Origin of the sequence: Thioalbus denitrificans, assembly GCF_003337735.1 — a bacterium.
GTDB classification, from domain to species: Bacteria; Pseudomonadota; Gammaproteobacteria; order DSM-26407; family DSM-26407; genus Thioalbus; species Thioalbus denitrificans.
The window spans coordinates 192,157-213,447 of the sequence record NZ_QPJY01000003.1 but is presented as its reverse complement, the minus strand read 5'-3'; the positions used below and the strand labels follow the sequence as shown (position 1 = coordinate 213,447).

General features: G+C 70.0%; 17 protein-coding genes. 3 read left to right on the top strand and 14 right to left on the bottom strand.

All coding sequences use genetic code 11. The features are described from left to right. Positions 1-19 precede the first annotated feature (19 nt). Genes DFQ59_RS09290 through DFQ59_RS09275 form a run of 4 tightly spaced genes read right to left on the bottom strand, consistent with a single transcriptional unit; the run spans position 20 to position 3,809 of the window. On the bottom strand, positions 20-829 hold the full coding sequence (locus DFQ59_RS09290) for a sulfite exporter TauE/SafE family protein (RefSeq protein WP_114279419.1): 810 nt from the start codon (positions 827-829) through the stop codon (positions 20-22). Between the two features lie 25 nt (positions 830-854). Then, a complete protein-coding gene (locus DFQ59_RS09285) occupies positions 855-2,177 on the bottom strand; it encodes a TRAP transporter large permease (protein ID WP_114279418.1) in 1,323 nt (440 codons plus the stop codon). Beyond that, positions 2,159-2,701 carry a TRAP transporter small permease subunit gene (locus tag DFQ59_RS09280; protein WP_114279417.1) on the bottom strand — a complete coding sequence of 181 codons (543 nt, stop codon included), beginning with the start codon at positions 2,699-2,701 and terminating at the stop codon, positions 2,159-2,161. Before DFQ59_RS09280 ends, DFQ59_RS09285 begins: the two co-directional genes overlap by 19 nt. Before the next feature lie 13 nt (positions 2,702-2,714). Continuing rightward, entirely contained in the window at positions 2,715-3,809 is a 1,095-nt protein-coding gene (locus DFQ59_RS09275) for a TRAP transporter substrate-binding protein (RefSeq protein ID WP_114279416.1), read from the bottom strand. Between the two features lie 500 nt (positions 3,810-4,309). Between DFQ59_RS09275 and DFQ59_RS09270 the strand changes: the two genes are divergently transcribed. Then, entirely contained in the window at positions 4,310-4,756 is a 447-nt protein-coding gene (locus tag DFQ59_RS09270; RefSeq protein WP_114279415.1) for an Lrp/AsnC family transcriptional regulator, read from the top strand. A 206-nt stretch (positions 4,757-4,962) separates the two neighbouring features. Here DFQ59_RS09270 and DFQ59_RS09265 read toward each other — a convergent pair whose 3' ends face one another. The 10 genes from DFQ59_RS09265 to urtA form a co-directional block, all read right to left on the bottom strand. Next, positions 4,963-5,289, bottom strand: coding sequence for a hypothetical protein (locus tag DFQ59_RS09265; RefSeq protein ID WP_114279414.1), 327 nt, complete (start codon positions 5,287-5,289; stop codon positions 4,963-4,965). A gap of 416 nt (positions 5,290-5,705) precedes the next feature. Beyond that, positions 5,706-6,005: a hypothetical protein gene (locus DFQ59_RS09260; protein ID WP_114279413.1), complete on the bottom strand. Its 300-nt coding sequence runs from the start codon at positions 6,003-6,005 to the stop codon at positions 5,706-5,708. A 5-nt stretch (positions 6,006-6,010) separates the two neighbouring features. After that, positions 6,011-6,607 carry a cytochrome c oxidase subunit 3 family protein gene (locus DFQ59_RS09255; protein ID WP_114279412.1) on the bottom strand — a complete coding sequence of 199 codons (597 nt, stop codon included), beginning with the start codon at positions 6,605-6,607 and terminating at the stop codon, positions 6,011-6,013. 239 nt (positions 6,608-6,846) lie between these two features. Continuing rightward, positions 6,847-8,634 carry a nitric oxide reductase activation protein NorD gene (locus DFQ59_RS09250; RefSeq protein WP_114279411.1) on the bottom strand — a complete coding sequence of 596 codons (1,788 nt, stop codon included), beginning with the start codon at positions 8,632-8,634 and terminating at the stop codon, positions 6,847-6,849. A gap of 63 nt (positions 8,635-8,697) precedes the next feature. Next, on the bottom strand, positions 8,698-9,741 hold the full coding sequence (locus DFQ59_RS09245) for an aliphatic amidase (RefSeq protein ID WP_114279410.1): 1,044 nt from the start codon (positions 9,739-9,741) through the stop codon (positions 8,698-8,700). Positions 9,742-9,819: 78 nt separating this feature from the next. After that, positions 9,820-10,509: an urea ABC transporter ATP-binding subunit UrtE gene (gene urtE / locus DFQ59_RS09240; protein ID WP_114279409.1), complete on the bottom strand. Its 690-nt coding sequence runs from the start codon at positions 10,507-10,509 to the stop codon at positions 9,820-9,822. A 13-nt stretch (positions 10,510-10,522) separates the two neighbouring features. Then, complete coding sequence (gene urtD, locus DFQ59_RS09235) at positions 10,523-11,272, bottom strand: urea ABC transporter ATP-binding protein UrtD (protein WP_114279408.1); 750 nt, start codon at positions 11,270-11,272, stop codon at positions 10,523-10,525. Then, the gene (gene urtC, locus DFQ59_RS09230; protein WP_114279407.1) at positions 11,269-12,366 is read right to left on the bottom strand and encodes an urea ABC transporter permease subunit UrtC; all 1,098 of its coding nucleotides are present in this window, start codon (positions 12,364-12,366) and stop codon (positions 11,269-11,271) included. Before urtC ends, urtD begins: the two co-directional genes overlap by 4 nt. 1 nt (position 12,367) lies before the next feature. Next, positions 12,368-13,267 (bottom strand): urea ABC transporter permease subunit UrtB, encoded by a 900-nt coding sequence (gene urtB / locus DFQ59_RS09225; protein ID WP_114279406.1) that lies wholly within the window; start codon positions 13,265-13,267, stop codon positions 12,368-12,370. Positions 13,268-13,349: 82 nt separating this feature from the next. Next, entirely contained in the window at positions 13,350-14,579 is a 1,230-nt protein-coding gene (gene urtA / locus DFQ59_RS09220; protein WP_114279405.1) for an urea ABC transporter substrate-binding protein, read from the bottom strand. Between the two features lie 537 nt (positions 14,580-15,116). On the opposite strand from urtA, the gene DFQ59_RS09215 reads away from it, so the two are divergent. After that, the gene (locus DFQ59_RS09215; RefSeq protein WP_114279404.1) at positions 15,117-15,659 is read left to right on the top strand and encodes a hypothetical protein; all 543 of its coding nucleotides are present in this window, start codon (positions 15,117-15,119) and stop codon (positions 15,657-15,659) included. Between the two features lie 37 nt (positions 15,660-15,696). Then, positions 15,697-21,282, top strand: coding sequence for an excinuclease ABC subunit UvrA (uvrA, locus tag DFQ59_RS09210; RefSeq protein ID WP_114279403.1), 5,586 nt, complete (start codon positions 15,697-15,699; stop codon positions 21,280-21,282). Positions 21,283-21,291 lie beyond the last annotated feature (9 nt).

Sequence of the window (21,291 nt, the reverse complement as noted above, 5' to 3'; positions counted from 1 at the left end):
CCGGAGGGCCGGGGTGCGATCAGAGCACCGCCATCTTCGCGCCCACCAGCAGCAGGAACAGCGCGAACACCCGCTTGAGCTGGCGCACGTCGAGGCGGTGGCAGAGGCGCACCCCCACGGGGGCGAAGAGCATGGTGGCGGGCACCAGGGCGGCGAAGGAGAGCCAGTTGACGAAGCCGGTGGAGGCCGGCGGCAGTCCCGCCGCGCCCCAGCCGGTGAGGATGTAGCCGAGGGTGGCCGGCACGCTGATGAGGAAGCCGAATACCGAGGCGGTGCCCACCGCCCGGTGCATGGGGAAGGCGAACAGGTTCAGCATGGGCACCGCCAGGGTGCCGCCGCCGATTCCCAGCAGGGCCGAGAAGCCGCCCACCACCCCCGCCAGCAGTGCCTGCGGTCCCCGCCCGGGCAGGCGATCGGCCAGCTGCGGCGCAGCGTGGCGGGCGGTGTAGAGCATGTGCACGGCCACCAGGATCAGCAGGCCGCCGAACAGGGTCTTGAGCAGGGCGCCGGAGACCAGGTTGGCCACCAGCATGCCGAGCCCGACGCCGAGCAGGATGAACAGCGCCCAGCCCCGCACCACCGCCCGGTCCACCGTGCCGCGGCGGGCGTGGCTGCGGGCGGAGATGACCGAGGTGAGGATGATGGTGGAGAGGGAGGTGCCCACCGACAGCGGCATGGCCGTGTCCACCGGGATGCCGAGGCCGGTGTAGACGTGGTAGAGCATGGGCACGATGACGATGCCGCCCCCCACCCCCAGCAGCCCGGCCAGGATGCCGGCCGCCGCGCCGCAGGCCAGCAGCAGCGGCAGCAGGATCAGCAGTTCGTTCACGTGTGGCTCCTTGGGTTCGCGGAGGCTACCAGCCCACGGCGCGGGGCAGCCAGGTGGCGATGGCGGGGAAGGCCATCACCAGGCCGATGGCCACCGCCTGCAGGCCGATGTAGGGAATGACGCCGAGGTAGATGTCGCGGGTGTCCACCTCCGGCGGCGCCACGCCCTTGAGGAAGAACAGCGACCAGCCGAAGGGCGGGGTCAGGAACGAGGTCTGCAGGTTCAGTGTCACCAGCATCGCCAGCCACACCATGTCGGTCCCCGTGGCGTGGAAGAAGGGCAGCAGCAAGGGCAGCACGATGTAGGAGATCTCGATCCACTCCAGGAAGAAGCCGAGCACGAACAGCATCAGCATCATGAACAGCAGCGCGCCCCACTCGCCGCCCGGCACGCTGTCGAACAGGCTCTCCACCAGGTAGTCGCCGTCCAGGCCCCGGAAGCTCAGGCTGAAGACCTGGGCGGCCATCAGCACGAACATGATCATGCCGGTGATCTTGAAGGTGTCCTGCAGGGTGTCGGTGAGCACCCGGCGGTTCAGGTTGCCGCTCAGGAGCACCAGCACCACGGCGCCGAGCGCCCCCATGGAGGCCGCCTCGGTGGGGGCGGCGATGCCCCCGATGATGGAGCCGAGCACAGTGAAGATGAGGGCCAGCGGCGGCAGGACGGTCTTCACCAGCTGCAGCAGCAGCGTCCGGCGCGGCAGGGCGGCGCGCTCCTCGGCGCCGATGGGCGGCACCCACTCCGGGCGCAGCCGGCCGAGGGCGATGATGTAGAGGACATAGAGCCCGGCCAGCAGCAGACCGGGCAGCACCGCCGCGGCGAACAGGGTGCCCACCGACTCGCCCATGATGTCCGAGAGCAGGATCAGGATCAGGCTCGGGGGCAGGATCTGGCCCAGGGTCCCCGAGGCGCAGATGGTGCCGCAGGCGAAGCTCTTCTTGTAGTTCCGCCGCAGCAGGGGGGGCAGGGCGATGAGTCCCACCGTCACCACCGTGGCGCCGACGATGCCGGTGGAAGCGCCCATCAGCACCCCCACCCCGACGATGGCCAGCGCCATCCCGCCGGGGGATTTCCCCGCCAGATGGCCCACCACGTCGAGCATGTTCTCGGCGATGCGCGACTTCTCCAGCAGCACCCCCATGAACACGAACAGCGGGATGGCCAGCATGGTGTAATTGGTCACCACGCCGAAGATGCGCGCCGGCAGCAGGTTGAACAGATCGGTGCCGAACCCGGCCAGCCCGAAGGCCAGGCCGGTGGCGGCGATGGCGAAGGCTACCGGGATGCCGGCCAGGATCAGCACGAACAGCCCGCCCACCATCAGCAGGGCTAGCGTTTCCGGCTCCATGTGACGCTCCTGTCGTCGAGTCCGATGCGGGCCATGGTGGCCAGCAGCATCGAGAGGGCCTGCACCGCGATGAGGGTGAAGCCCAGCGGGATGAAGGCCTTGATGAGATAGCGGTAGCCGAGCCCGCCGGGATCGGGCGACACCTCGCCGATGGCGTAGGCCTGGTGGGTGAACTTCAGCGACAGCCAGGCGATGAACAGGGCGAAGGGGATGATGATCACCAGCGGCACCAGCCCGTCGATCCAGCGCCGGACGATTTCCGGGTAGCGCTGGTAGAGGATGTCCACCCGCACGTGCTCGTTCTGCTGCAGGGTGTAGGAGGCGGCCAGCAGCGACAGGGCCGCCAGCAGGTGCCACTCCAGCTCCTGCAGCGCCACCGAGCTGGTGTGCAGCAGGTAGCGGGCCAGCACGTTGCCCGCCACCAGCAGCACCAGCGCCAGGGTCAGCCAGGCGGCCCCGCGGCCGACGCGTTCAACGAACGCGTCGAGCCGCCGGGCGTGCCGGGCCAGGGGACTGTCGGTCATCGGCCCGCTCCGCTCACAGCTGGGTCTGCACCACGGTTTCGCTGCGCGCCTGCCAGGCATCGTGCTTCTGCTTGAAGGCGAAGTAGCTGTCGTGGACCTTGCGCACCATCGGGTCGGCCGCCGCGTGGCTCTCCAGGGTCTCCATGGTCACGGTCTTCAGCCTGGCCACGATCTCCGGCGACAGGGTGCGCACCTCCACCCCGTAGTTGGTGACGAGATCCTCCAGGGCCTCGGAGTTGTTGGCCTCCGACCAGGTGTGGCTGATGAGGTTGCAGGCCTCGGCCGCGGCCCGGACGATGGCCTGCAGGTCCTCGGGCAGGCCCGCCCAGGCTTCCTTGTTCACGAGCAGCTCGGTGGTGTTGGAGGGCTCCGACCAGCCGGTGGTGTAGTAGTACCTGGCCGCCTTGTGCAGCCCCATGCGGCGGTCCTGGTAGGGGCCGACGAACTCCGCCGCGTCGATGACGCCGCGCTCCAGCGCCGGGAAGATCTCGCCGCCGGGCAGCAGCTTCACGCTCACCCCCAGGGTCTCGTAGACCTTGCCGGCCAGTCCCGGGATGCGCATGCGCAGGCCGTTGAAGTCCTCGATCTTCTCCACCGGCTCGCGGAACCAGCCGGTCATCTGCACGCCGGTGTTGCCGGCGGGCATGCCGATGACGTTGAAGGGGGCGTAGACCTCGTCCCACAGCTCCTGGCCGCCGCCGTGGCGGATCCAGGCGTTCATGCCCTGGAAGTTCATGCCGAAGGGCACCGTGGTGAAGTACTGGGCGGGGAAGGTCTTGCCGGCCCAGAAGTAGGCGTTGCCCCAGTTCATCTCCACCGTGCCCTGGGAGACGGCGTCGAAGCCCTCCAGGGCCGGGATCAGCTCGCCGGCGGCGTAGTGCTTGATCTTCAGCCGGCCGCCGGACATGGTCTCCACCATCTTGCAGAAGTCCGTGGCGCTGCCGGGGCCGACGGTGTAGAAGGGGGCGCCCGGTCCGTAGGCGTTGGTCATCTTCCAGCGGAATTTCTGCTTCGACTCCGCGCGGACGATGGCGGGGGCCATCGTGGCGGCGCCGGCCAGTGCGCCGGCCATGCCGGCCTTGAGGAAATCGCGTCGCTTGAGGGTCATGGCGCTGCTCCTGTCTGTGTCGGGTTCGGAACCCGGCCGCATCGGACGGATGTCAACCGGGGCTGAAACCGGGAGAGCAAGGCCTGTGCCAACCGGGCAAGGAACTTTCAAGCGACTGTTTTAAAGGGAAAGTTGGATTTCCACCGGGTGCCGGGACCGGAACGGGCGCCGGGAGCCGCACCAGGATGGTGTGGGGTGCACCATGTTGCGAATGTCAACCGGGATGGGTTTCCCGACGCCGTGGCATTCCGTTTGTCAGGCAAATGAATCCGATTTGCTCACGGCGCTGATCCCAGTCGTCCGGTCCATTGCCGTTTGTCAGGGGCCCCAGGCGCGATTGGCTGCCTCAAAATGGTGCGAACGGCACCATTCCGAGGCGTCGGGCTCGTCGCCGGGCCCATGAAAACCGCGTCATCGGGGAAAGGGGGGGTGAGCACCGATCTTGCATTGCGTCCGGGACCGGGCCTGGAAAGGCCCCACGACCGACTGGACGGAGCCCAATGAACAATACCGACACCCGCATCGTCAGCCTGCTGATCAAGAACGGCCGCATGGCCTACGCCGACATCGCCCGCGAACTGGGCGTCTCCCGCGCCCACGTGCGCGAACGGGTCAGGCGCCTGCAGGAGGACGGCATCATCGAGCAGTTCACCGCCGTCATCAACCCGGAGAAGACCGGCAAGACCCTCTCGGCCTTCGTGGACGTGAAGGTGGCGCCGGTGGCCATCGAGTCGGTGGCCCGGGAACTGGCCGGACTGCCGGAGGTGGTGAGCCTCTACATCATGAGCGACCTGCAGAGCCTGCACATCCACACCCTGACCGAGGACTTCGAGGCCCTCGACCGCTTCACCAGCCGCCACATCTTCTCCCGCCCCCACATCCTCAGCGTGGAGTGCAAGACCCTGCTCTCGCGGGTGAAGCACCGCCGGGGCGGGCCGCGGCTGTAGGCCGCCGCCCATCCGGTCGCGCAGGAGGTTGGGGCGTAAACGCGGTTCCGTGGGACTGGAGCGACGCCCGGGTCAGGGGCAGCTTGGCCGGTTGACAGCGGCCTGGCCAGGCCCGCTCCCTGCGCGCCACCAGGTCAAGTGGGGAGGGATGAAAGACGCGGCACCGTTCCCGTACGTGTTCGATGCATTCCGGCCCCGTGGGAGGCTCAGCGTTTGTCGGGAATGTCGTGCCTGGTGAGCCGGCGCTGTGCGCCGTGTGACTGGCTGAACTCGAACTCCTTCAGCGCGGCCTCGGCCCTCCTGTCCACCATCCGCTGCTGGCGGTGGACATGCCTGAGCTCATCGCTGCTCAGCGACAGCCGGCGACGATTCCGGTACTGGACGCGCATGAAGATCGCCAGGGCACCCGCGCACAGGAATGTGCATCCGGGCCACAAGGCCAGCGGTTTGGGTAACTCGTAAAGACTGGTGAGACCCGCCACGAGATAGCTGGCGGGCAGAGATTCATAGATCGCCTTTGGCCACCACAACATCCCTGTTCCTCCTTTGCTGCTTGACTCCTTGGCTTCGTATGATGCTTTGGTCGGCCTCTAATCAACAACCTAGCTCATCCCCCGCCCGAGAGCAAGCCCATTCAACGGGTCCCGGCCAACGGGTCGGACCTGCGCAACATGCGGATTAATAAGGCAACAATTCCATGAATCGTCGGTATTTCCGGTTCGGAAAGGCGATCCCGGGAAGGAATCGGCAGCCCTGGCGAATCCCAATCGCCACCGCGCGTCCAGAGACACGAGCGGTGGGGGGTGAAGTCGGCCATCGCAAGATGGGCTGGCTCCCATGTCAGGGGCATTCGGCTGTGCCATGTCAGGGGCATTCGGCTGTGCAAACAGATGCTTGTCCAGGTCCGACCCCGGAGCGCGCCAGTTGCCGGCGATGGGACCGGATGCGCCTACTTCAGGGTCAGCAAACGCGCGATCCCGGGACCGAACAGGGTGACGAGGATCAGGGCGATCGGCGCCAGGGCGATGAATACCCGCACCACGCGGCGGACGAAGGGGTGCGCCCGGTCCGCCTCGATGAAGCGGTCGGCGATGATGGCGCACTTGATCCAGATGACGACGGCCATCAGCAGGGGCAGCCAGGGAATGGCGGCGCTCCACTTGCCGAGGGCGATGCTGGCGAGGGTGAGGGCCACCAGGATCAGCCAGGCGCGGGTCAGGGAGGGGAGGCTGTCGGTCCGGGCGCTCATGGTGTTCAGGCCAGCAGGTAGAAGAGGGTGAACAGGACCAGCCAGATCATGTCGGTGGCGTGCCAGTAGCTGCCGAGCGCTTCCAGTCCGGCGTGGTTTTCCGCGCTGTAGGCGCCGAAGGCGAGGCGTCCGAGGACGAAGAGGATGCCGAGGATCCCCCAGGTGGCGTGCACCAGGTGATTGATGGTCAGGTAGTAGTAGACGGTGATGAAAATCCCGGCGCCTCCGTCCAGCCCCTGGGCCAGGTTCCGGCCCACCTCCAGGTACTTTACCAGCGGGTAGCCGAGGGCCACCGCCAGCGCGGCGCAGAGCCACAGGAGGGCCTGCCGCCGCCGGTCGCGGCGCATGGCGCTCACGGAACAGGCGATGCAGTAGCTGCTGGTCACCATCAGCAGGGTGATGGCGGCGCCGGCCGTGGTCGAGAGCCGGCCGGGGCCGGCGTGAAACGCCTCGGGGAAGTGGGCGCGGGCGACGAAGTAGACGGCGAACAGCACGCCGAATTCGACGAATTCACAGGTGATGCCGACCCAGATCGCCATGTTGCCCGGGAAACGCCCCGCGGCGGGTTCGGCTCGCACGGGGTCCAGCGTCGCATCGACCATGACCGGCCTCCGGTTGCCCGAGGGTGAGCGTACCGGCGGCCGGCCGGCATGGCCTTGAGGCGGGTCAAGCCGGTGGGCGGCCAGGATGATCGGCTGCCCGGATGGATTTCATGCTCCGATGCGCAGCACGGGTACACCTGGCGGCCGCATCCCATCCCATCGCCTGCCGTCCCGGCATGGAGGTGGTCGATTCCTGCCGTGCATTGCGCCGACGGTGAGATCCCTCTTGCGCGTGACACTCACCGCCGCCGCGTCAGCGCCAGGTAGAGCCCGGTCAGCCGCTCCGGCAGCCGCGCCACGTGGTCCACGACGCCGTAGTGGTTGCGGCCGAAGATGGTGCCCACGTAGCGGTCGGCGCGGGGGTCGAGGCTCAGGCAGTAGGTCTGTATCCCCGTGGCCCGCAGCGCCTGCACGGCGTTGCGGGCGTCCTGCACCAGGTAGTCCGGGTCGAACACGTCCACGTCGGATGGCTCGCCGTCGGTGACCACCAGTACCAGCCGGTGGGAGGTGGGTTCCCCCTGCAACTGCGCTCCCGCGTGGCGCAGGGCCGCGCCCATGCGCGTGGACCAGCCGGCGGCCATGCCGGCCAGGCGCGCCCGGGACGTGTCGTCGTAGGGGTCGGCGAACTCCTTGAAGCGCCGGTAGTGCACCTCGTGGCGGCCGTTGGAGGCGAAGCCGTGCACGGCGAAGCGTTCGTGCAGCGCCGATAGGGTGTGGGCCAGCAGCACGGTGGCCTCCAGGGTCAGGTCGAGGAGGGTGCCGCCGGTTTCCATCACCGGCGTGTTGGCCGACTCGGAGAGATCCAGCAGGAGGAGGGTGGAGAGATCGCCCTCGGGGTAGGGGGCGGCACGGATGTAGAGGCGGCTGTCGGGTTCGAAGCCGGCGCGCATCTCCACCAGCGCCCGCAGGGCGGCGTTCAGATCCAGATCGTCGCCGGTGGTCTGGCCGCGCTGGCGCTGCAGCCGTTGCAGGCGCAGGGCCATGATGAGGCGCTGCAGCCGCCCCAGCAGGAAGCGGTTGCGTGCCAGCAGCGCGTCGATGCGCGCCAGTGGCCCCGCGTCGGGGATGCGGTCGTGCACCGTGCACCAGCGCGGGCGCAGGATGCCGGTGCGGTGGTTCCACTCGGGATGGAGCACCGGTTCGCCGGTCCGCTTCGGCGAGCGGCGCAGGTACTCCAGCGGCGCGTCCTCCGTCACCGGTTGCACCCGGAAGCCCTCGGGCCCGGGGCCCTGTGCCGGCTCCTCGGTGAAGGCGAGGTCGCGGCCCCCCGCCGGCGACTCCACCATCCGGCTGCCCGGCGTCTCCTGCCGGGGTGGAGGCTCCGAATCGGCGTCGCCCACAAGCTGCTCGCGCTCCAGCGCCCAGAGGTGGCGGTGGTCGTCGCGGTAGGGGGCCGGCAGCGGCGGATGACCCTCGTCCATGGCGAGGCGCATCTGGCCGATGTCGTGGGCCAGGGCGGTGCCCAGCTCGCGGGCGAGCGACGGATCGTCCAGTCGGCCACGCGCCTCGCGGAAGAGGCGCACGCCCTTGGCCACCCAGTGGTTGTCGTCGTGGTGAGCCGGGTCGAGCAGCGCCAGGGAGAGGCGCGAGAGCAGGGCGGGAAAGGTGACGTTGTCGGGCCGGTAGCGCGGGTGCAGGCTCGCCCAGAGCCGGCGCAGCCCAGGAAACTGCGCGATGGCGAGCGCCTCCACGCGGGCGTCCTCCACGAGGCCGATGATGGCGCGCTGGCGCGGCCTGAGCTGGTCGCCCAACTGCAGCGGGCAGGGCGCGGCCAGGTGGGCGGCGGCATGGGCGGCGGCGGCGCGGTAGAGGGGGAGGGCGGGCAGACCCAGCCCCGCCGGCCAGACTGCGGGCAGATGGATCGATTCGCCTTCGAGGTAGGGAGCGATGCCCCCCGGAGCGACGGGAGCGATGGCCCGCGGGGTGCCCCACAGGGCGGTGACGTAGAGCCCCAGGTGGCGGCGCAGCTGCCGCAGGGTCGGCTCGCACCCGATGGGTTCGGGCACCGGCGGGGCGCGGTCGGTCATGGCGGTGGGGCTGTGTCCGGAAAGGGAGGGTGCCGGCCCCGCGGGGCCGGCACCGGCGGGGTGCTACTTGTGGCTGCCGGCGTCGGCATCGTTGGGGATGCCGGCGATGGGGCACTCGGAGGTGCCCACGGTGGTGCGGGTGATGGCCTCCACCTGCGCCTTGGCCTTGGCCGGATCCTTGACCCAGGTGCTGTAGAACTCGTAGGGGCATTCCGCCACGCCCTCGGTGCTGTCGCCCGAGTTGATGGTTCCGGTGTAGCCGCGGTGCAGGAGCTTGAACAGGTGGTTCTGGCTCTGCCAGGTCTTGCGCGCGTCGCGGATGGCGGAGACGGAGAGCTCGGCGTACTGGATGCCATACTCCTCCTCGCCGCATTCGCCCAGGGTGCGGCCGTCGAAGCCGACGATGGCGGAGTGGCCGAAGTAGGAGTAGACGCCGTCGAAGCCGGTGGCGTTGGCCACGGCCACGTAGCTGTTGTTCATCCAGGCCATGGCCTTGGCCACCATCACCTGCTGGTCCTTGGCCGGGTACATGTAGCCCTGGCAGCGGACGATGAGCTCGGCGCCCTTCATGGCGCAGTCGCGCCAGATCTCCGGGTAGTTGCCGTCGTCGCAGATGATGAGGCTCACCTTCATGCCCTTGGGGCCGTCGGAGACGTAGGTCTTGCCGCCGGGGTACCAGCCCTCGATGGGGCACCAGGGCATGATCTTGCGGTACTTCTGCACGATCTCGCCCTGGTCGTCGATGAGGATGAGGGTGTTGTAGGGGGCCTTGTTGGGGTGCTCCTCGTGCTGCTCGCCGGTAAGGGAGAACACGCCCCAGGTCCTGGCCTTGCGGCACGCCTCGGAGAAGATGGCGGTCTCCTCGCCCGGGCAGGTGGAGGCGGTCTCGTACATCTCCTTCGGGTCGTACATGATCCCGTGGGTGCTGTACTCGGGGAAGATCACCAGGTCCATGCCCGGCAGGCCCTGCTTCATGCCCACCACCATGTCGGCGATCCTGCGGGCGTTGTCCAGGACCTCGGCCCTGGTGTGCAGCCGGGGCATCTTGTAGTTCACGACGGCCACGCCGACGGTGTCGTTGCTGGAGGAGATGTCTCCGTGTCTCATGGGTCTGCTCCTGTTCTCTATCGTGTTGCTGGGGCTGGGTTGTACGGGGCGGGCGCTCCGGGGAACGCCCGGCCGCGGCTAGACGGTCAGGAACTGCTTGATGCGCGCCTCGTCCACGCCCGCGCGGGTGTCCTCGTGGATGACGGCGCCCTTCTCCATGACCAGGAAGCGATCGGCCACCGCCAGGGCGAAGCTCAGCACCTGCTCGGTGACCACGATGGACACGCCGTGCATGGCCTTGATCTCGTTCAGGGTGCGGGCGATGTCCTTGATGATGGAGGGCTGGATGCCCTCGGTGGGTTCGTCCAGCAGGATCACCTTCGGTTCGGTGACCAGGGCGCGGGCGATGGCGAGCTGCTGCTGCTGGCCGCCCGAGAGGTTTCCGCCCTTGCGGTGGCGCATGTCGAACAGCACCGGGAAGAGGGAGTAGATGCTCTCGGGCACCTCGCGGGTGCCCTGCTTCTCCAGCCCGGTCTGGATGTTCTCCTCCACCGTCAGGGTGGGGAAGATCATGCGGCCCTGGGGCACGTAGGCGATGCCGTGGCGCACGTGGGTGTGGCTCTCGGCCCGGGTCAGGTCGGCGCCCTCCATGGCCACCCGGCCGCTCTTCACGGGCAGGATGCCCATGAGCGCCTTCAGCAGGGTGGTCTTGCCCATGCCGTTGCGGCCCATGATGGCGAGCGTCTCCCGCGGCTGCACGGTGAAGCTCACGTCGTGCACCACGTGGCTCTGGCCGTAGGCGACGTTGACGGATTCTGCGTTGAACATGTGGTGTCCCCGATCAGTGGCCCAGGTAGACCTCGATGACGCGCTCGTCCCGCTGAACGCTCTCGATGGAGCCCTCGCTGAGCAGCCGGCCCTGATGCAGCACGGTGACGCGGTGGGCGATGTTCTTGACGAACTCCATGTCGTGCTCGATGACGATCACGGCGCGGTTGCGGGTGATGCGGTTGAGCAGCTCGGCGGTCTGCTCGCGCTCCCGGGGACTCATGCCGGCCACCGGCTCGTCGAGCATCATCAGCTCCGGCTCCTGCATCAGCAGCATGCCGATCTCCAGCCACTGCTTCTGGCCGTGGCTGAGGGCGCCGGCCTCGGCATCGAGCCGGTCGCCGAGGAAGATGGCCTCGGCCACCTCGTCGATGCGCTCGCGCAGCTTCGCGTCGCGCTTGAAGAACAGCGAGGCGAACACGCCGTGGCTGCGCGGGTAGGAGATCTCCAGGTTCTCCGCCACCGAGAGGTTTTCGTAGATGGACGGGTTCTGGAACTTGCGCCCCACGCCGAGGCGCACGATCTCGTGCTCGCGCATGCGCGTCAGCTCGCGATCCCTGAAGCGGATGGAGCCGGCGGTGGCGCGGGTCTTGCCGCAGATGAGATCGAGCAGGGTGGTCTTGCCGGCGCCGTTGGGTCCGATGACCACCCGCAGCTCGTTGGGCGCCACGTAGAAGTTGAGGTCGTCCACCGCCCGGAAGCCGTCGAAGGAGACGCTGAGCCCCTCCACCTCGAGGATCATGTGCTCCTGGGGAGTGTTCATGCCCGGGCCTCCTCTGCCACGGCGGTGACCGGCAGGGCGCGGCCGCGCGGGCGAAGACGCTGGCGCAGGTTGTCCACCAGGCCGGCGAGGCCGTTGGGGAACACCATCACCACGGCGATGAACAGCGCGCCGATGAAGTAGAGCCACAGCTCCGGGAAGTTCTCCGAGAGGAAGGTCTTGCCGTAGCTCACCAGCAGCGTGCCGTAGACCGCGCCGATGACCGAGTAGCGCCCGCCGACCGCGGCGAACACCACCATCTCGATGGAGGGCACGATGCCCATCAGCGAGGGCGAGATGAGCCCCACCTGCAGGGTGAACATGGCCCCGCCGATGGCGGAGAACAGCGCCGCCACGCAGAAGACGAAGATCTTGAAGTTGGAGACGTCGAAGCCGGAGAAGCGGACCCGGTCCTCCTTGTCGCGCACCGCCACCAGCAGCTTGCCCAGGCGGCTGTCGAGGATGAAGCGGCTCGCCAGCAGCACGCCGATGAGCAGCGCCGCGTTGACGTAGTAGAGGGTGAGCTTGGCGCTCTCGCTGTAGAGGTCCCAGCCCAGCAGGGTGCTGAAGTTGGTGATGCCGTTGATGCCGCCGGTGAGCCCCTGCTGGCCGATGAACAGGATGGAGAGGATCCACGCCAGCGCCTGGGTGATGATGGCGAAGTAGACCCCGCCCACCCGGCGCTTGAACATGGCCGCGCCGATGAGCCAGGCCAGCAGCGTGGGCACCACGAAGATCGCCAGCAGCGTGAAGCCGAAGCTGTGGAAGGGCTGCCAGAAGGCCGGCAGCGACTCCAGGCTGTTCCACACCATGAAGTCCGGCAGCTCGGCGCCCGAGGACTCCAGCTTCAGGAACATGGCCATCAGGTAGCCGCCGAGGCCGAAGAAGATGCCCTGGCCGAGGCTGAGGATGCCGCCGTAGCCCCAGCACAGCACCAGCCCCACCGCTACGAAGGCGAAGGAGAGGTACTTGCCCGCCAGGTTGAGGCGGAAGGAGTCCAGGACGAGAGGCATCACCACCAGCAGCAGCGCGCCGAGCAGCAGCAGGTTGACCAGATCGCGGCGGCCGCCGGCGAATTGGAAGAGTCGTTCCAGCATGTCACTTCCTCACTTTCAGGCTGAGGAGTCCTTCCGGGCGGAAGAACAGGATCACCACGATGCCGAGCAGGGTGAGGACCTTGGCCATGGAGCCGCTGAGGAAGAACTCCATGGTCGACTGGGCCTCGGCGATGGTGAAGGCGGATACGATGGTGCCGATGAGGCTCTGCACGCCGCCGAACACCACCACCATGAAGGTATCCACGATGTAGAGCTGGCCGGTGCCGGGCCCGGTGGATCCGAGCAGGGTGAAGGCCGCGCCGGCGATGCCGGCCACCCCGGAGCCGATGGAGAAGGTGACGCGGTCCACCCGCTTGGTGTCGATGCCCACCGCGCCGCTCATCACCCGGTTCTGGGTCACGGCGCGGATGCGCAGGCCCCAGCGGCTGCGGAAGATGAACACGAACACCGCCAGGGTCACCAGCAGCGACAGGGCCATGACGAACAGGCCGTTGAGGGGGATCTCGATGGCGTCGGTGACTTGCCAGGCGCCCAGCAGCCAGTCGGGCATGGGCACCCCCACCTCGGGCGCGCCGAAGATGGTGCGGAAGCCCTGCTGCAGGATGAGGCTCAGACCCCAGGTGGCGAGCAGGGTGTCCAGCGGCCGCCGGTAGAGGTGCTGGATCATGAACCGTTCCATCAGGTTGCCGAAGGCGAAGGTCACCAGGAAGGCGAACACGATGGCGAAGATCAGGTAGGCCCCCATGAGGCCCGGGAGGTACTTCTCGAACACCACCGAGGTCAGGTAGGTGGTGTAGGCGCCCATGGCCATCAACTCGCCATGGGCCATGTTGATGACTCCCATGAGGCCGAAGATGATGGCCAGACCCAGGGCCATGAGCAGCAGCACCGAGAAGAGGCTCAGCCCGCTGAAGGCCTGCATGATGAGGATGTCACCCATGGTGAGACTCCCTCCGGAATGAATGTTCCTGAATGACGGTGGGGTGGCCGGCGCCCCGCCCGGGCGGGGCGCCGGTCAGGTTTTACAGCTCGGGGTAGGGGTTCGGCTCGATGAGGCCGGTCTCGTGGACGATGTCCATCAGGCCGTCGGCGCGGATCTGCCCGATGCGGGTGTACTTGTAGAGGTGGTGGTTGCTGTCGTGCAGCTTCACCATCCCCTCGGGCGCGTCGAGTTCCAGGCCCGCGGAGGCGGCGGCCACCTTCTCCACGTCGAAGCTGCCGGCCTTCTCCACGGCGGCCTTCCACAGGTAGGGGGCGATGTAGCCGGCCTCCATGGTGTCGCCGATGACGCGGTCCTCGCCGTACCGGGCCTTGAAGGCGGCCACGAATTTCCTGTTCGCCTCGTTGTCGACGGTCTGGAAGTAGCCCATGGGCACGTAGACGCCGGTGACGTTCTCGGCGCCGATGCCGCGCACCTCCTCCTCGGTGATGGCGAAGGCCATCAGCGTCTTGTTGCCGCCGTCGAGGCCGGCGGCCTTGAGCTGCTTGTAGAGGGCCACGTTGCTGCCGCCCACGATGGTGCTCAGGACCACGTCGGGCTTGCGCAGCTTGATCTTGTTGATGATGGAGCCGAACTGGGTGTGGCCCAGCGGGGCGTACTCCTCGGCCACCACCTTGCCGCCCAGGCGCTCGATCACCTTCTTGGCGATCTTGTTGGTGGTGCGCGGCCAGATGTAGTCGGAGCCGAGCAGGTAGAAGGTCTTGGCGCCCTTCTCCTTGATCAGCCACTCCACCGCGGCGATGTTCTGCTGGGTGGCCTCCTGGCCGGTGTAGATGATGTTGGGCGACTGCTCCAGCCCCTCGTAGTAGGTGGGGTAGTAGAGCAGCCCCTTGCCGCGCTCGAACACCGGCAGCACCGCCTTGCGCGAGGCGGAGGTGTAGCAGCCGAACACGGCGGCGGCCTTGTCGCTGCCGAGCAGCTTGTTGGCCTTCTCGGCGAAGGTGGGCCAGTCGCTGGCTCCGTCCTCCACCACCACCTTGATCTGGCGGCCGAGCACGCCGCCGGCGGCGTTGATCTCGTCGATGGCCAGCTTCTCGGCGTCCACCACCGAGGACTCGGTGATGGCGATGGTGCCGCTCAGGGAGTGGAGGATGCCGACGGTGACGCTGGCGTCGTCCACGGCCAGGCCGGTGGTGTTCACCGCGGCGGTGGCCGGCGCGGCCTGGGCGCCCTGGGCAAGGGAGAGGGCCATCGCCGCGGCGAGGCCGGTTTTCGCGATGCGTGACAGGAATCGTCGGGTGGGTGTGTGCATTGTCGCCTCCAGTGGGGTTTCGAAGTGCCGCTCCGGTGTGTCACCGATGGCGGCGTTCCCGGCTCGAAGTGCAAGCGGTGTGCCAGCCCCGCTCGGGTGCCGGGCACGGGGCGCCAGGGGAATTTCCCGTCTTCGGCGAGCGTCCGGGAAGGGATTCAATGGCTTAGTGACGCGAGGGGTGGGGGTTGCGAATGTCTGGAAACGGGGTGACAACCGCCAACAGGAGGGGGGAGAAGATGTTTCGGTTCGGATTGAAAGCGGGAACAAGCGGTAATCCGCACCGGTTTGGGGAGGCGTGCACGGCAGGCCGTTTGTCAATCGGCCGGGCGCTGGCGTGGGTATCAGGATGGCGAATGTCAGGGTGGCATGGTCGACTACAGGCGGTCGGGCCCGGCCGGTACCGGCCGCCGTTCGTAAGAACGGGCCGCGGGACGGGCCGCCCCATCGTGGTGCGGGGTCCGGACATTGGCTCCGATGGGGTAACCGACCGGCGAACCGGGTTATGATCCCGTGGCCCAGGAACCCCGAAGGACCGCCATGCGACCCACGACCCGCTTCTCCGCCCTCCTCTACCGCCTCAGCGGCTGGCTGCGCTGCCGGATCATCAACGGCCACCACGGCGAGCCCTACCTGGAGCGCTACCATCTGCTGCGCCTGCCCGGCGGCGGCGGGGTCTATCTCCACCGCTTCGTGGCCAGCGATCCCGACCGCGGCCTGCACGACCACCCCTGGCCGTGGGCGCTGAGCTGGGTGCTGGCGGGCGGCTACCGCGAGCTGCTGCTGGCCCCGGCGGAGGCGGGCGAGCGGGTGGTGGAGCGGCCGGTGCGGCCGGGGCGCTTCAACCGCATCGGCGGCGGCGACTTCCACCGGGTGGTACTGCCCGAGGGGGGCGAGGCCTGGACCCTGTTCATGCATGGCGGCAAGTGCAGGGACTGGGGCTTCCTGCGACTCGACGGGGAGGGCCGGCGCCGCTACCGGCCCCACGAGTCGGTCTCCGCCGAGGGTAGCCACTACCACTGGTGGAAGCGCGCCCCGCGCGGGCGGGCGCTGCGCCGGTCCACGGCCGCGGCCCGCGCCTGATTCCCGCCGCCGACACCCATCCTCCCTGTGAACAGCCATGGCCGATGACTGCATCCGGGTGGTGGGCGCCCGGCAGAACAACCTCAAGGACCTGACCCTCGAGCTGCCCCTCAACGAGTTCATCGTGGTGACCGGGCCGAGCGGATCGGGCAAGTCCTCGCTCGCCTTCGACACCGTCTACGCCGAGGGCCAGCGCCGCTACGTGGAGACCTTCTCCCCCTACGCGCGGCAGTTCCTCGACCGCATGGACAAGCCCGGCGTGGACCGCATCGACGGCATTCCCCCGGCCATCGCCATCGACCAGACCAACCCGGTGCGCACCTCCCGCTCCACCGTGGGCACCATGACCGAGCTCAACGATCACCTGAAGCTGCTCTTCGCCCGGGCGGCGCGGCTCTACTGCGGCGGCTGCGGGCGCCCGGTGGTGCGCGACGATCCCGACAGCGTCTACCGCCAGCTCATGGAGGGGGCGGAGGCGGACGCCGGGGGCCGCGGCCCGGCGGTGGCGGTCACCTTCCCCCTCACCGTGCCGGAGAACTTCACCACGGAGGAGGTGGAGCGGCTGCTGGCGGCCCAGGGCTACACCCGCATCCAGCGCTGCGAGGGCAGCCGGCTCACGGTGGTGCAGGACCGGGTGCGGCTGGAGCCGGGGCGCCGGGACCGCATCGTCGAGGCCCTGGAGCAGGCCTTCGCCCACGGCCACGGCCGCCTGGCGGTGGAGTCCATCGGGGCGGAGGGGGACGGCGTCCGGCGCTTCTCCACCGATCTCCACTGCCCCGACTGCGACCGCCACTACCACGATCCCCTCCCCAGCCACTTCTCCTTCAACTCGCCGGTGGGCGCCTGCGAGACCTGCCGCGGCTTCGGCCGCACCATGGGCATCGACTACGCCCTGGTGGTGCCGGACGGGGAGAAGAGCCTGGCCGGGGGGGCGGTGAAGCCCTGGCAGACCGACAGCTACTACGAGTGCCAGGCGGACCTGGAGCGCTTCGCGCGCCGGTGCGGCGTCCCCCTGGACGTGCCCTGGCGGGCGCTGGAGGAGGCCCAGCGGCAGTGGGTGCTGGAGGGCGAGGGGGACTGGGACGACGGCGTCTGGTACGGGGTGCGGCGCTTCTTCGACTGGCTCGAGACCAAGAGCTACCGGATGCACATCCGCGTGCTGCTGTCCAAGTACCGCAGCTACGACACCTGCCCCGCCTGCCACGGCGCGCGGCTCAAGCCCGACGCCCTGCTCTGGCGGCTGGGCAGCCGCGCCGAGGCCGACGCGGTGCTCGACCCCGGCCGGCGCTTCCGCCCGGCCGGCCTGCCGCTGCCGGCGGCGACGCTGGAGCGGCTGCCGGGGCTCAACCTCCACGACGTGATGGGGCTGCCCCTGGAGCGTTGCCTGGCCCTGTTCGAGGGGCTGCGGCTGCCGGCGCCGCTGGACCAGGCCGCCGAGCAGCTGCTGGGCGAGATCCGCGCCCGGCTGCGCTACCTGGCAGAGGTGGGGCTCGGCTACCTGACCCTGGACCGCCAGTCGCGCACCCTCTCCGGCGGCGAGGTGCAGCGCATCAACCTCACCACCGCGCTCGGCACCTCCCTGGTGAACACCCTGTTCGTCCTCGACGAGCCCTCCATCGGCCTGCATCCCCGGGACGTGCACCGGGTGGTGGAGGTGATGCGGCGCCTGCGCGACGCCGGCAACACCCTGCTGGTGGTGGAGCACGATCCCCAGGTGATGCTGGCCGCCGACCGCATCCTCGACCTCGGCCCCGGCCCCGGCGAGCGCGGCGGCGAGGCGGTCTACTACGGTCCCGCCGCCGGGCTGCCCGCGGCCCGCGGCTCGCTCACCGCCGACTACCTGGCCGGCCGCCGCAGCGTCTCGACGCCGGGCGCGGCCCGGCCGCCGGGGCCGGAGACGCCTCGCCTGGAGGTGCTCGGGGCCGCCGAGCACAACCTGCGCGGCATCGACGTGTCGATCCCCCTCGGCCGGCTGGTGTGCGTCACCGGCGTCTCCGGCTCGGGCAAGTCGACCCTGGTGCAGGACGTGCTCTACCAGGCGCTGACCAAGCTCAAGGGCCACCCGAAGGAAGTCCCGGGCCGCCACCGCGGACTGCGCGGCCACGAGGGGGTGGACGGGGTCGTGCTGGTGGACCAGTCGCCCATCGGCAAGACCACCCGCTCCAACCCGGCCAGCTACGTGGGCGCGCTGGACGCCATCCGCAAGCTTTTCGCCGCCGTGCCGGAGGCGCGCGAGCGCGGCTACACCGCCGGCACCTTCAGCTTCAACTCCGGCACCGGGCGCTGTCCCGCCTGTGGCGGCAACGGCTTCGAGCACGTGGAGATGCAGTTCCTCTCCGACGTCTACCTGCGCTGCCCCGACTGCAACGGCCGCCGCTTCCGCGACGAGGTGCTGGAGGTGCGCCTGCGGCCGCCGGGCAGCGATCGCGCCCTGTCCATCGCCGGGGTGCTGGAGCTCACCGTCACCGAGGCGGTGGCGGCCTTCGCGGCGGTGCCGGCGGTGCTCGCCGCCCTGGAGCCGCTGGCGGCGGTGGGGCTTGGCTACCTGCGCCTGGGCCAGCCGGTACCCACCCTGTCCGGGGGCGAGGCCCAGCGGCTGAAGCTGGCGGGGCACCTGGCCAGGGCGGGCAAGTCCGCCGGCACCACCCTGTTCCTGTTCGATGAGCCCACCACCGGGCTGCACTTCGACGACATCGCCCGGCTGCTGGGCGCCTTCCGCCGCCTGCTCGCGGAGGGCCACTCGCTGCTGGTGATCGAGCACAACCTGGATGTCATCCGCGCCGCGGACTGGATCATCGACCTCGGCCCGGAGGGGGGCGAGGGCGGCGGCGCGCTGGTCTGCACCGGCACCCCGGCCCAGGTGGCGGCCCACCCCGGCAGCCATACCGGGGCGGCTCTGCGCGACTACGAGGCCGCGCTGGCGCGGGGCGCCGCGGCGGCGACTGCCCTGGCCGAGCCGGCGGCCCCGGCGCCGCCCGCCAGGGAGGCGGAGCCGAGCATCCGCATCGTCAACGCCCGCGAGCACAACCTGCGCGGGGTGGATCTCGACATCCCCCGCGGGCGCTTCACCGTCATCACCGGCATCTCCGGCTCGGGCAAGAGCACGGTGGCCTTCGACATCCTCTTCAACGAGGGCCAGCGCCGCTACCTGGAGTCGTTGAACGCCTACGCCCGCCAGTTCGTGCAGCCGGCGGGGCGGCCCGACGTGGACGCCATCACCGGCATCCCGCCCACCGTGGCCATCGAGCAGCGCACCAGCCGCGGCGGGCGCAAGAGCACCGTCTCCACGCTGACCGAGGTGCACCACTTCCTGCGCCTGCTGTTCGTGAAGCTGGGCACCCAGTACTGCCCCGACTGCGACCTGCCCATCGAGCCCCAGGCGCCCGAGGCGATCCTGGCCCGCATCCAGCGCCAGTGGCGCGGCCGGACCGTGGCGCTGCTGGCGCCGCTGGTGAGCGCCCGCAAGGGCTACTACACCGATCTCGCCAAGTGGGCCGTCGGGCGCGGCCACGGCCACCTGCGGGTGGACGGCGAGCTGGTTCCCACCGCGCCGTGGCCGCGGCTGGACCGCTACCGGGAGCACGACATCGACCTGCCGCTGGGCGAGCTGACGGTGGCGCCCGGCGCCGGGGCGGCGCTGCGCGCGCTGCTGGAGCAGGCCCTGGAGCACGGCAAGGGGCTGGTGCGGGTGCGCGTCGGTCCCCGCGGCGCGAAGCGGGCGCTCACGGCGGCCCGCGCCGAGGAGGTGCTCATCTCCACCCGCCGCGCCTGTCCCGGCTGCGGCCGCAGCTTCCCGGAGCTGGATCCGCGGCTGTTCTCCTACAACTCCCGCCACGGCTGGTGCGGCCACTGCTACGGCACCGGGGTAGAGCTGCCGGGCTTCGACGCCGACCAGAGCGGCGAGGAGGCGGCCTGGACCGAGGCGTTCGCGGGCGAGGCGCACGCCTGCCCCGCCTGCCGGGGCGGGCGGCTGCGCCCCGAGGCGCTGGCGGTGCGTTTCCGCGGCCAGTCCATCGCCGGGTACTCCGCCCTCCCGGCGAGCGAGGCGGAGCGGGCGCTGGGGAAGCTGCGGCTGCAGGGGCGCGAGGCGGCCATCGCCCGCGACCTGCTGGCGGAGATCGGGGCCCGGCTCGGCTTCCTGCGCGAGGTGGGGCTGGGCTACCTGTCCCTGGACCGCGCCGCGCCCACCCTGTCCGGGGGCGAGGCGCAGCGCATCCGCCTTGCCGCCCAGCTCGGCTCCAACCTGCGCGGGGTCTGCTACATCCTCGACGAGCCCACCATCGGCCTGCACCCGCGGGACAACCGCATGCTGCTCGACACCCTCGGCCGGCTGGAGGGCAAGGGCAACACCGTGGTGGTGGTGGAGCACGACGAGGAGACCATCCGCCGGGCCGAACATGTCATCGATCTCGGCCCCGGCGCCGGCGTGCGCGGCGGCCGGGTGGTGGCCCAGGGCAGCGTGGCGGAGCTGATGGCGAGCCCCGAGTCGCTGACCGGGCGCTTCCTGGCCCGGCCGCTCGCCCACCCGCTGCTGCCGCGCCGACCGGCGGGCCGCGACTCCGGTCCCGCGCTCATTCTGCGCGGCGCCCGCCTGCACAACCTGCGCGGCATCGACCTGTCCCTGCCGCTGGAGCGGCTGGTGTGCGTCACCGGGGTCTCCGGCAGCGGCAAGAGCACCCTGGTGCGCGAGGTGCTGCAGCCGAGCCTGCAGGGGCTGCTGGCGCGCCGGGGCCGGCGCGGGCGCAGGGACGGCGCGCTGCACGGCTGCGCCGCCCTGGAGGGCTGGGAGAGCCTGGGGCGGGTGCTGGAGGTGGACCAGACCCCCATCGGCAAGACGCCGCGCTCCTGCCCGGCCACCTACGTGGGCTTCTGGGACCCCATCCGCCGGCTCTTCGCCGGGCTGCCCGAGGCGCGCCTGCGCGGCTACGGCCCCTCGCGCTTCTCCTTCAACGTGGCCGGCGGCCGCTGCCCCGCCTGCGAGGGCCAGGGCGTGCAGACCGTGGAGATGAGCTTCCTGCCTGACGTGAAGGTGCCCTGCGAGGCCTGCGCCGGCGCGCGCTTCAACCCGGAGACCCTGGACGTGCGCTACAAGGGGCGCAGCATCGGCGAGGTGCTGGCCATGAGCGTGGACGAGGCGGTGGAGTTCTTCGCCGCCCACCCCGCCGTCCACCACGCCCTGACCCTGCTGCAGGACGTGGGGCTCGGCTACCTGAGCCTGGGCCAGCCGAGCCCGACCCTCTCCGGCGGCGAGGCCCAGCGCATCAAGCTGGTCACCGAGCTGGCCCGCGCCCGGCCCGCGCCGGCGGCGTCCGGCGGCCGCCGCACCCGGGGCGCCGCGCCGCCCCACACCCTCTACCTTCTCGACGAGCCCACCATCGGGCTGCACATGGCCGACGTGGAGCGCCTCATCCGGGTGCTGCACCGGCTGGTGGACGCCGGCCACTCGGTGGTGGTGATCGAGCACAACCTCGACGTCATCGCCGAGGCCGACTGGATCCTGGACCTCGGCCCCGAGGGCGGCGACGGGGGCGGCCGCATCGTGGCCCGCGGCACCCCCGAGACCGTGGCCCGGCGCCGCTCCCACACCGCCCGCGCCCTGGCGGAGTTCATGCACAGAAAGTGACCCGTCTCC

Bases quoted from the DNA above. Each gene is read 5' to 3' on its own strand.
- DFQ59_RS09285 (WP_114279418.1), bottom strand. From the start codon at position 2,177: ATGGAGCCGGAAACGCTAGCCCTGCTGATGGTGGGCGGGCTGTTCGTG.
- DFQ59_RS09280 (WP_114279417.1), bottom strand. From the start codon at position 2,701: ATGACCGACAGTCCCCTGGCCCGGCACGCCCGGCGGCTCGACGCGTTC.
- DFQ59_RS09275 (WP_114279416.1), bottom strand. From the start codon at position 3,809: ATGACCCTCAAGCGACGCGATTTCCTCAAGGCCGGCATGGCCGGCGCA.
- DFQ59_RS09270 (WP_114279415.1), top strand. From the start codon at position 4,310: ATGAACAATACCGACACCCGCATCGTCAGCCTGCTGATCAAGAACGGC.
- DFQ59_RS09265 (WP_114279414.1), bottom strand. From the start codon at position 5,289: ATGTTGTGGTGGCCAAAGGCGATCTATGAATCTCTGCCCGCCAGCTAT.
- DFQ59_RS09260 (WP_114279413.1), bottom strand. From the start codon at position 6,005: ATGAGCGCCCGGACCGACAGCCTCCCCTCCCTGACCCGCGCCTGGCTG.
- DFQ59_RS09255 (WP_114279412.1), bottom strand. From the start codon at position 6,607: ATGGTCGATGCGACGCTGGACCCCGTGCGAGCCGAACCCGCCGCGGGG.
- DFQ59_RS09250 (WP_114279411.1), bottom strand. From the start codon at position 8,634: ATGACCGACCGCGCCCCGCCGGTGCCCGAACCCATCGGGTGCGAGCCG.
- DFQ59_RS09245 (WP_114279410.1), bottom strand. From the start codon at position 9,741: ATGAGACACGGAGACATCTCCTCCAGCAACGACACCGTCGGCGTGGCC.
- urtE (WP_114279409.1), bottom strand. From the start codon at position 10,509: ATGTTCAACGCAGAATCCGTCAACGTCGCCTACGGCCAGAGCCACGTG.
- urtD (WP_114279408.1), bottom strand. From the start codon at position 11,272: ATGAACACTCCCCAGGAGCACATGATCCTCGAGGTGGAGGGGCTCAGC.
- urtC (WP_114279407.1), bottom strand. From the start codon at position 12,366: ATGCTGGAACGACTCTTCCAATTCGCCGGCGGCCGCCGCGATCTGGTC.
- urtB (WP_114279406.1), bottom strand. From the start codon at position 13,267: ATGGGTGACATCCTCATCATGCAGGCCTTCAGCGGGCTGAGCCTCTTC.
- urtA (WP_114279405.1), bottom strand. From the start codon at position 14,579: ATGCACACACCCACCCGACGATTCCTGTCACGCATCGCGAAAACCGGC.
- DFQ59_RS09215 (WP_114279404.1), top strand. From the start codon at position 15,117: ATGCGACCCACGACCCGCTTCTCCGCCCTCCTCTACCGCCTCAGCGGC.
- uvrA (WP_114279403.1), top strand. From the start codon at position 15,697: ATGGCCGATGACTGCATCCGGGTGGTGGGCGCCCGGCAGAACAACCTC.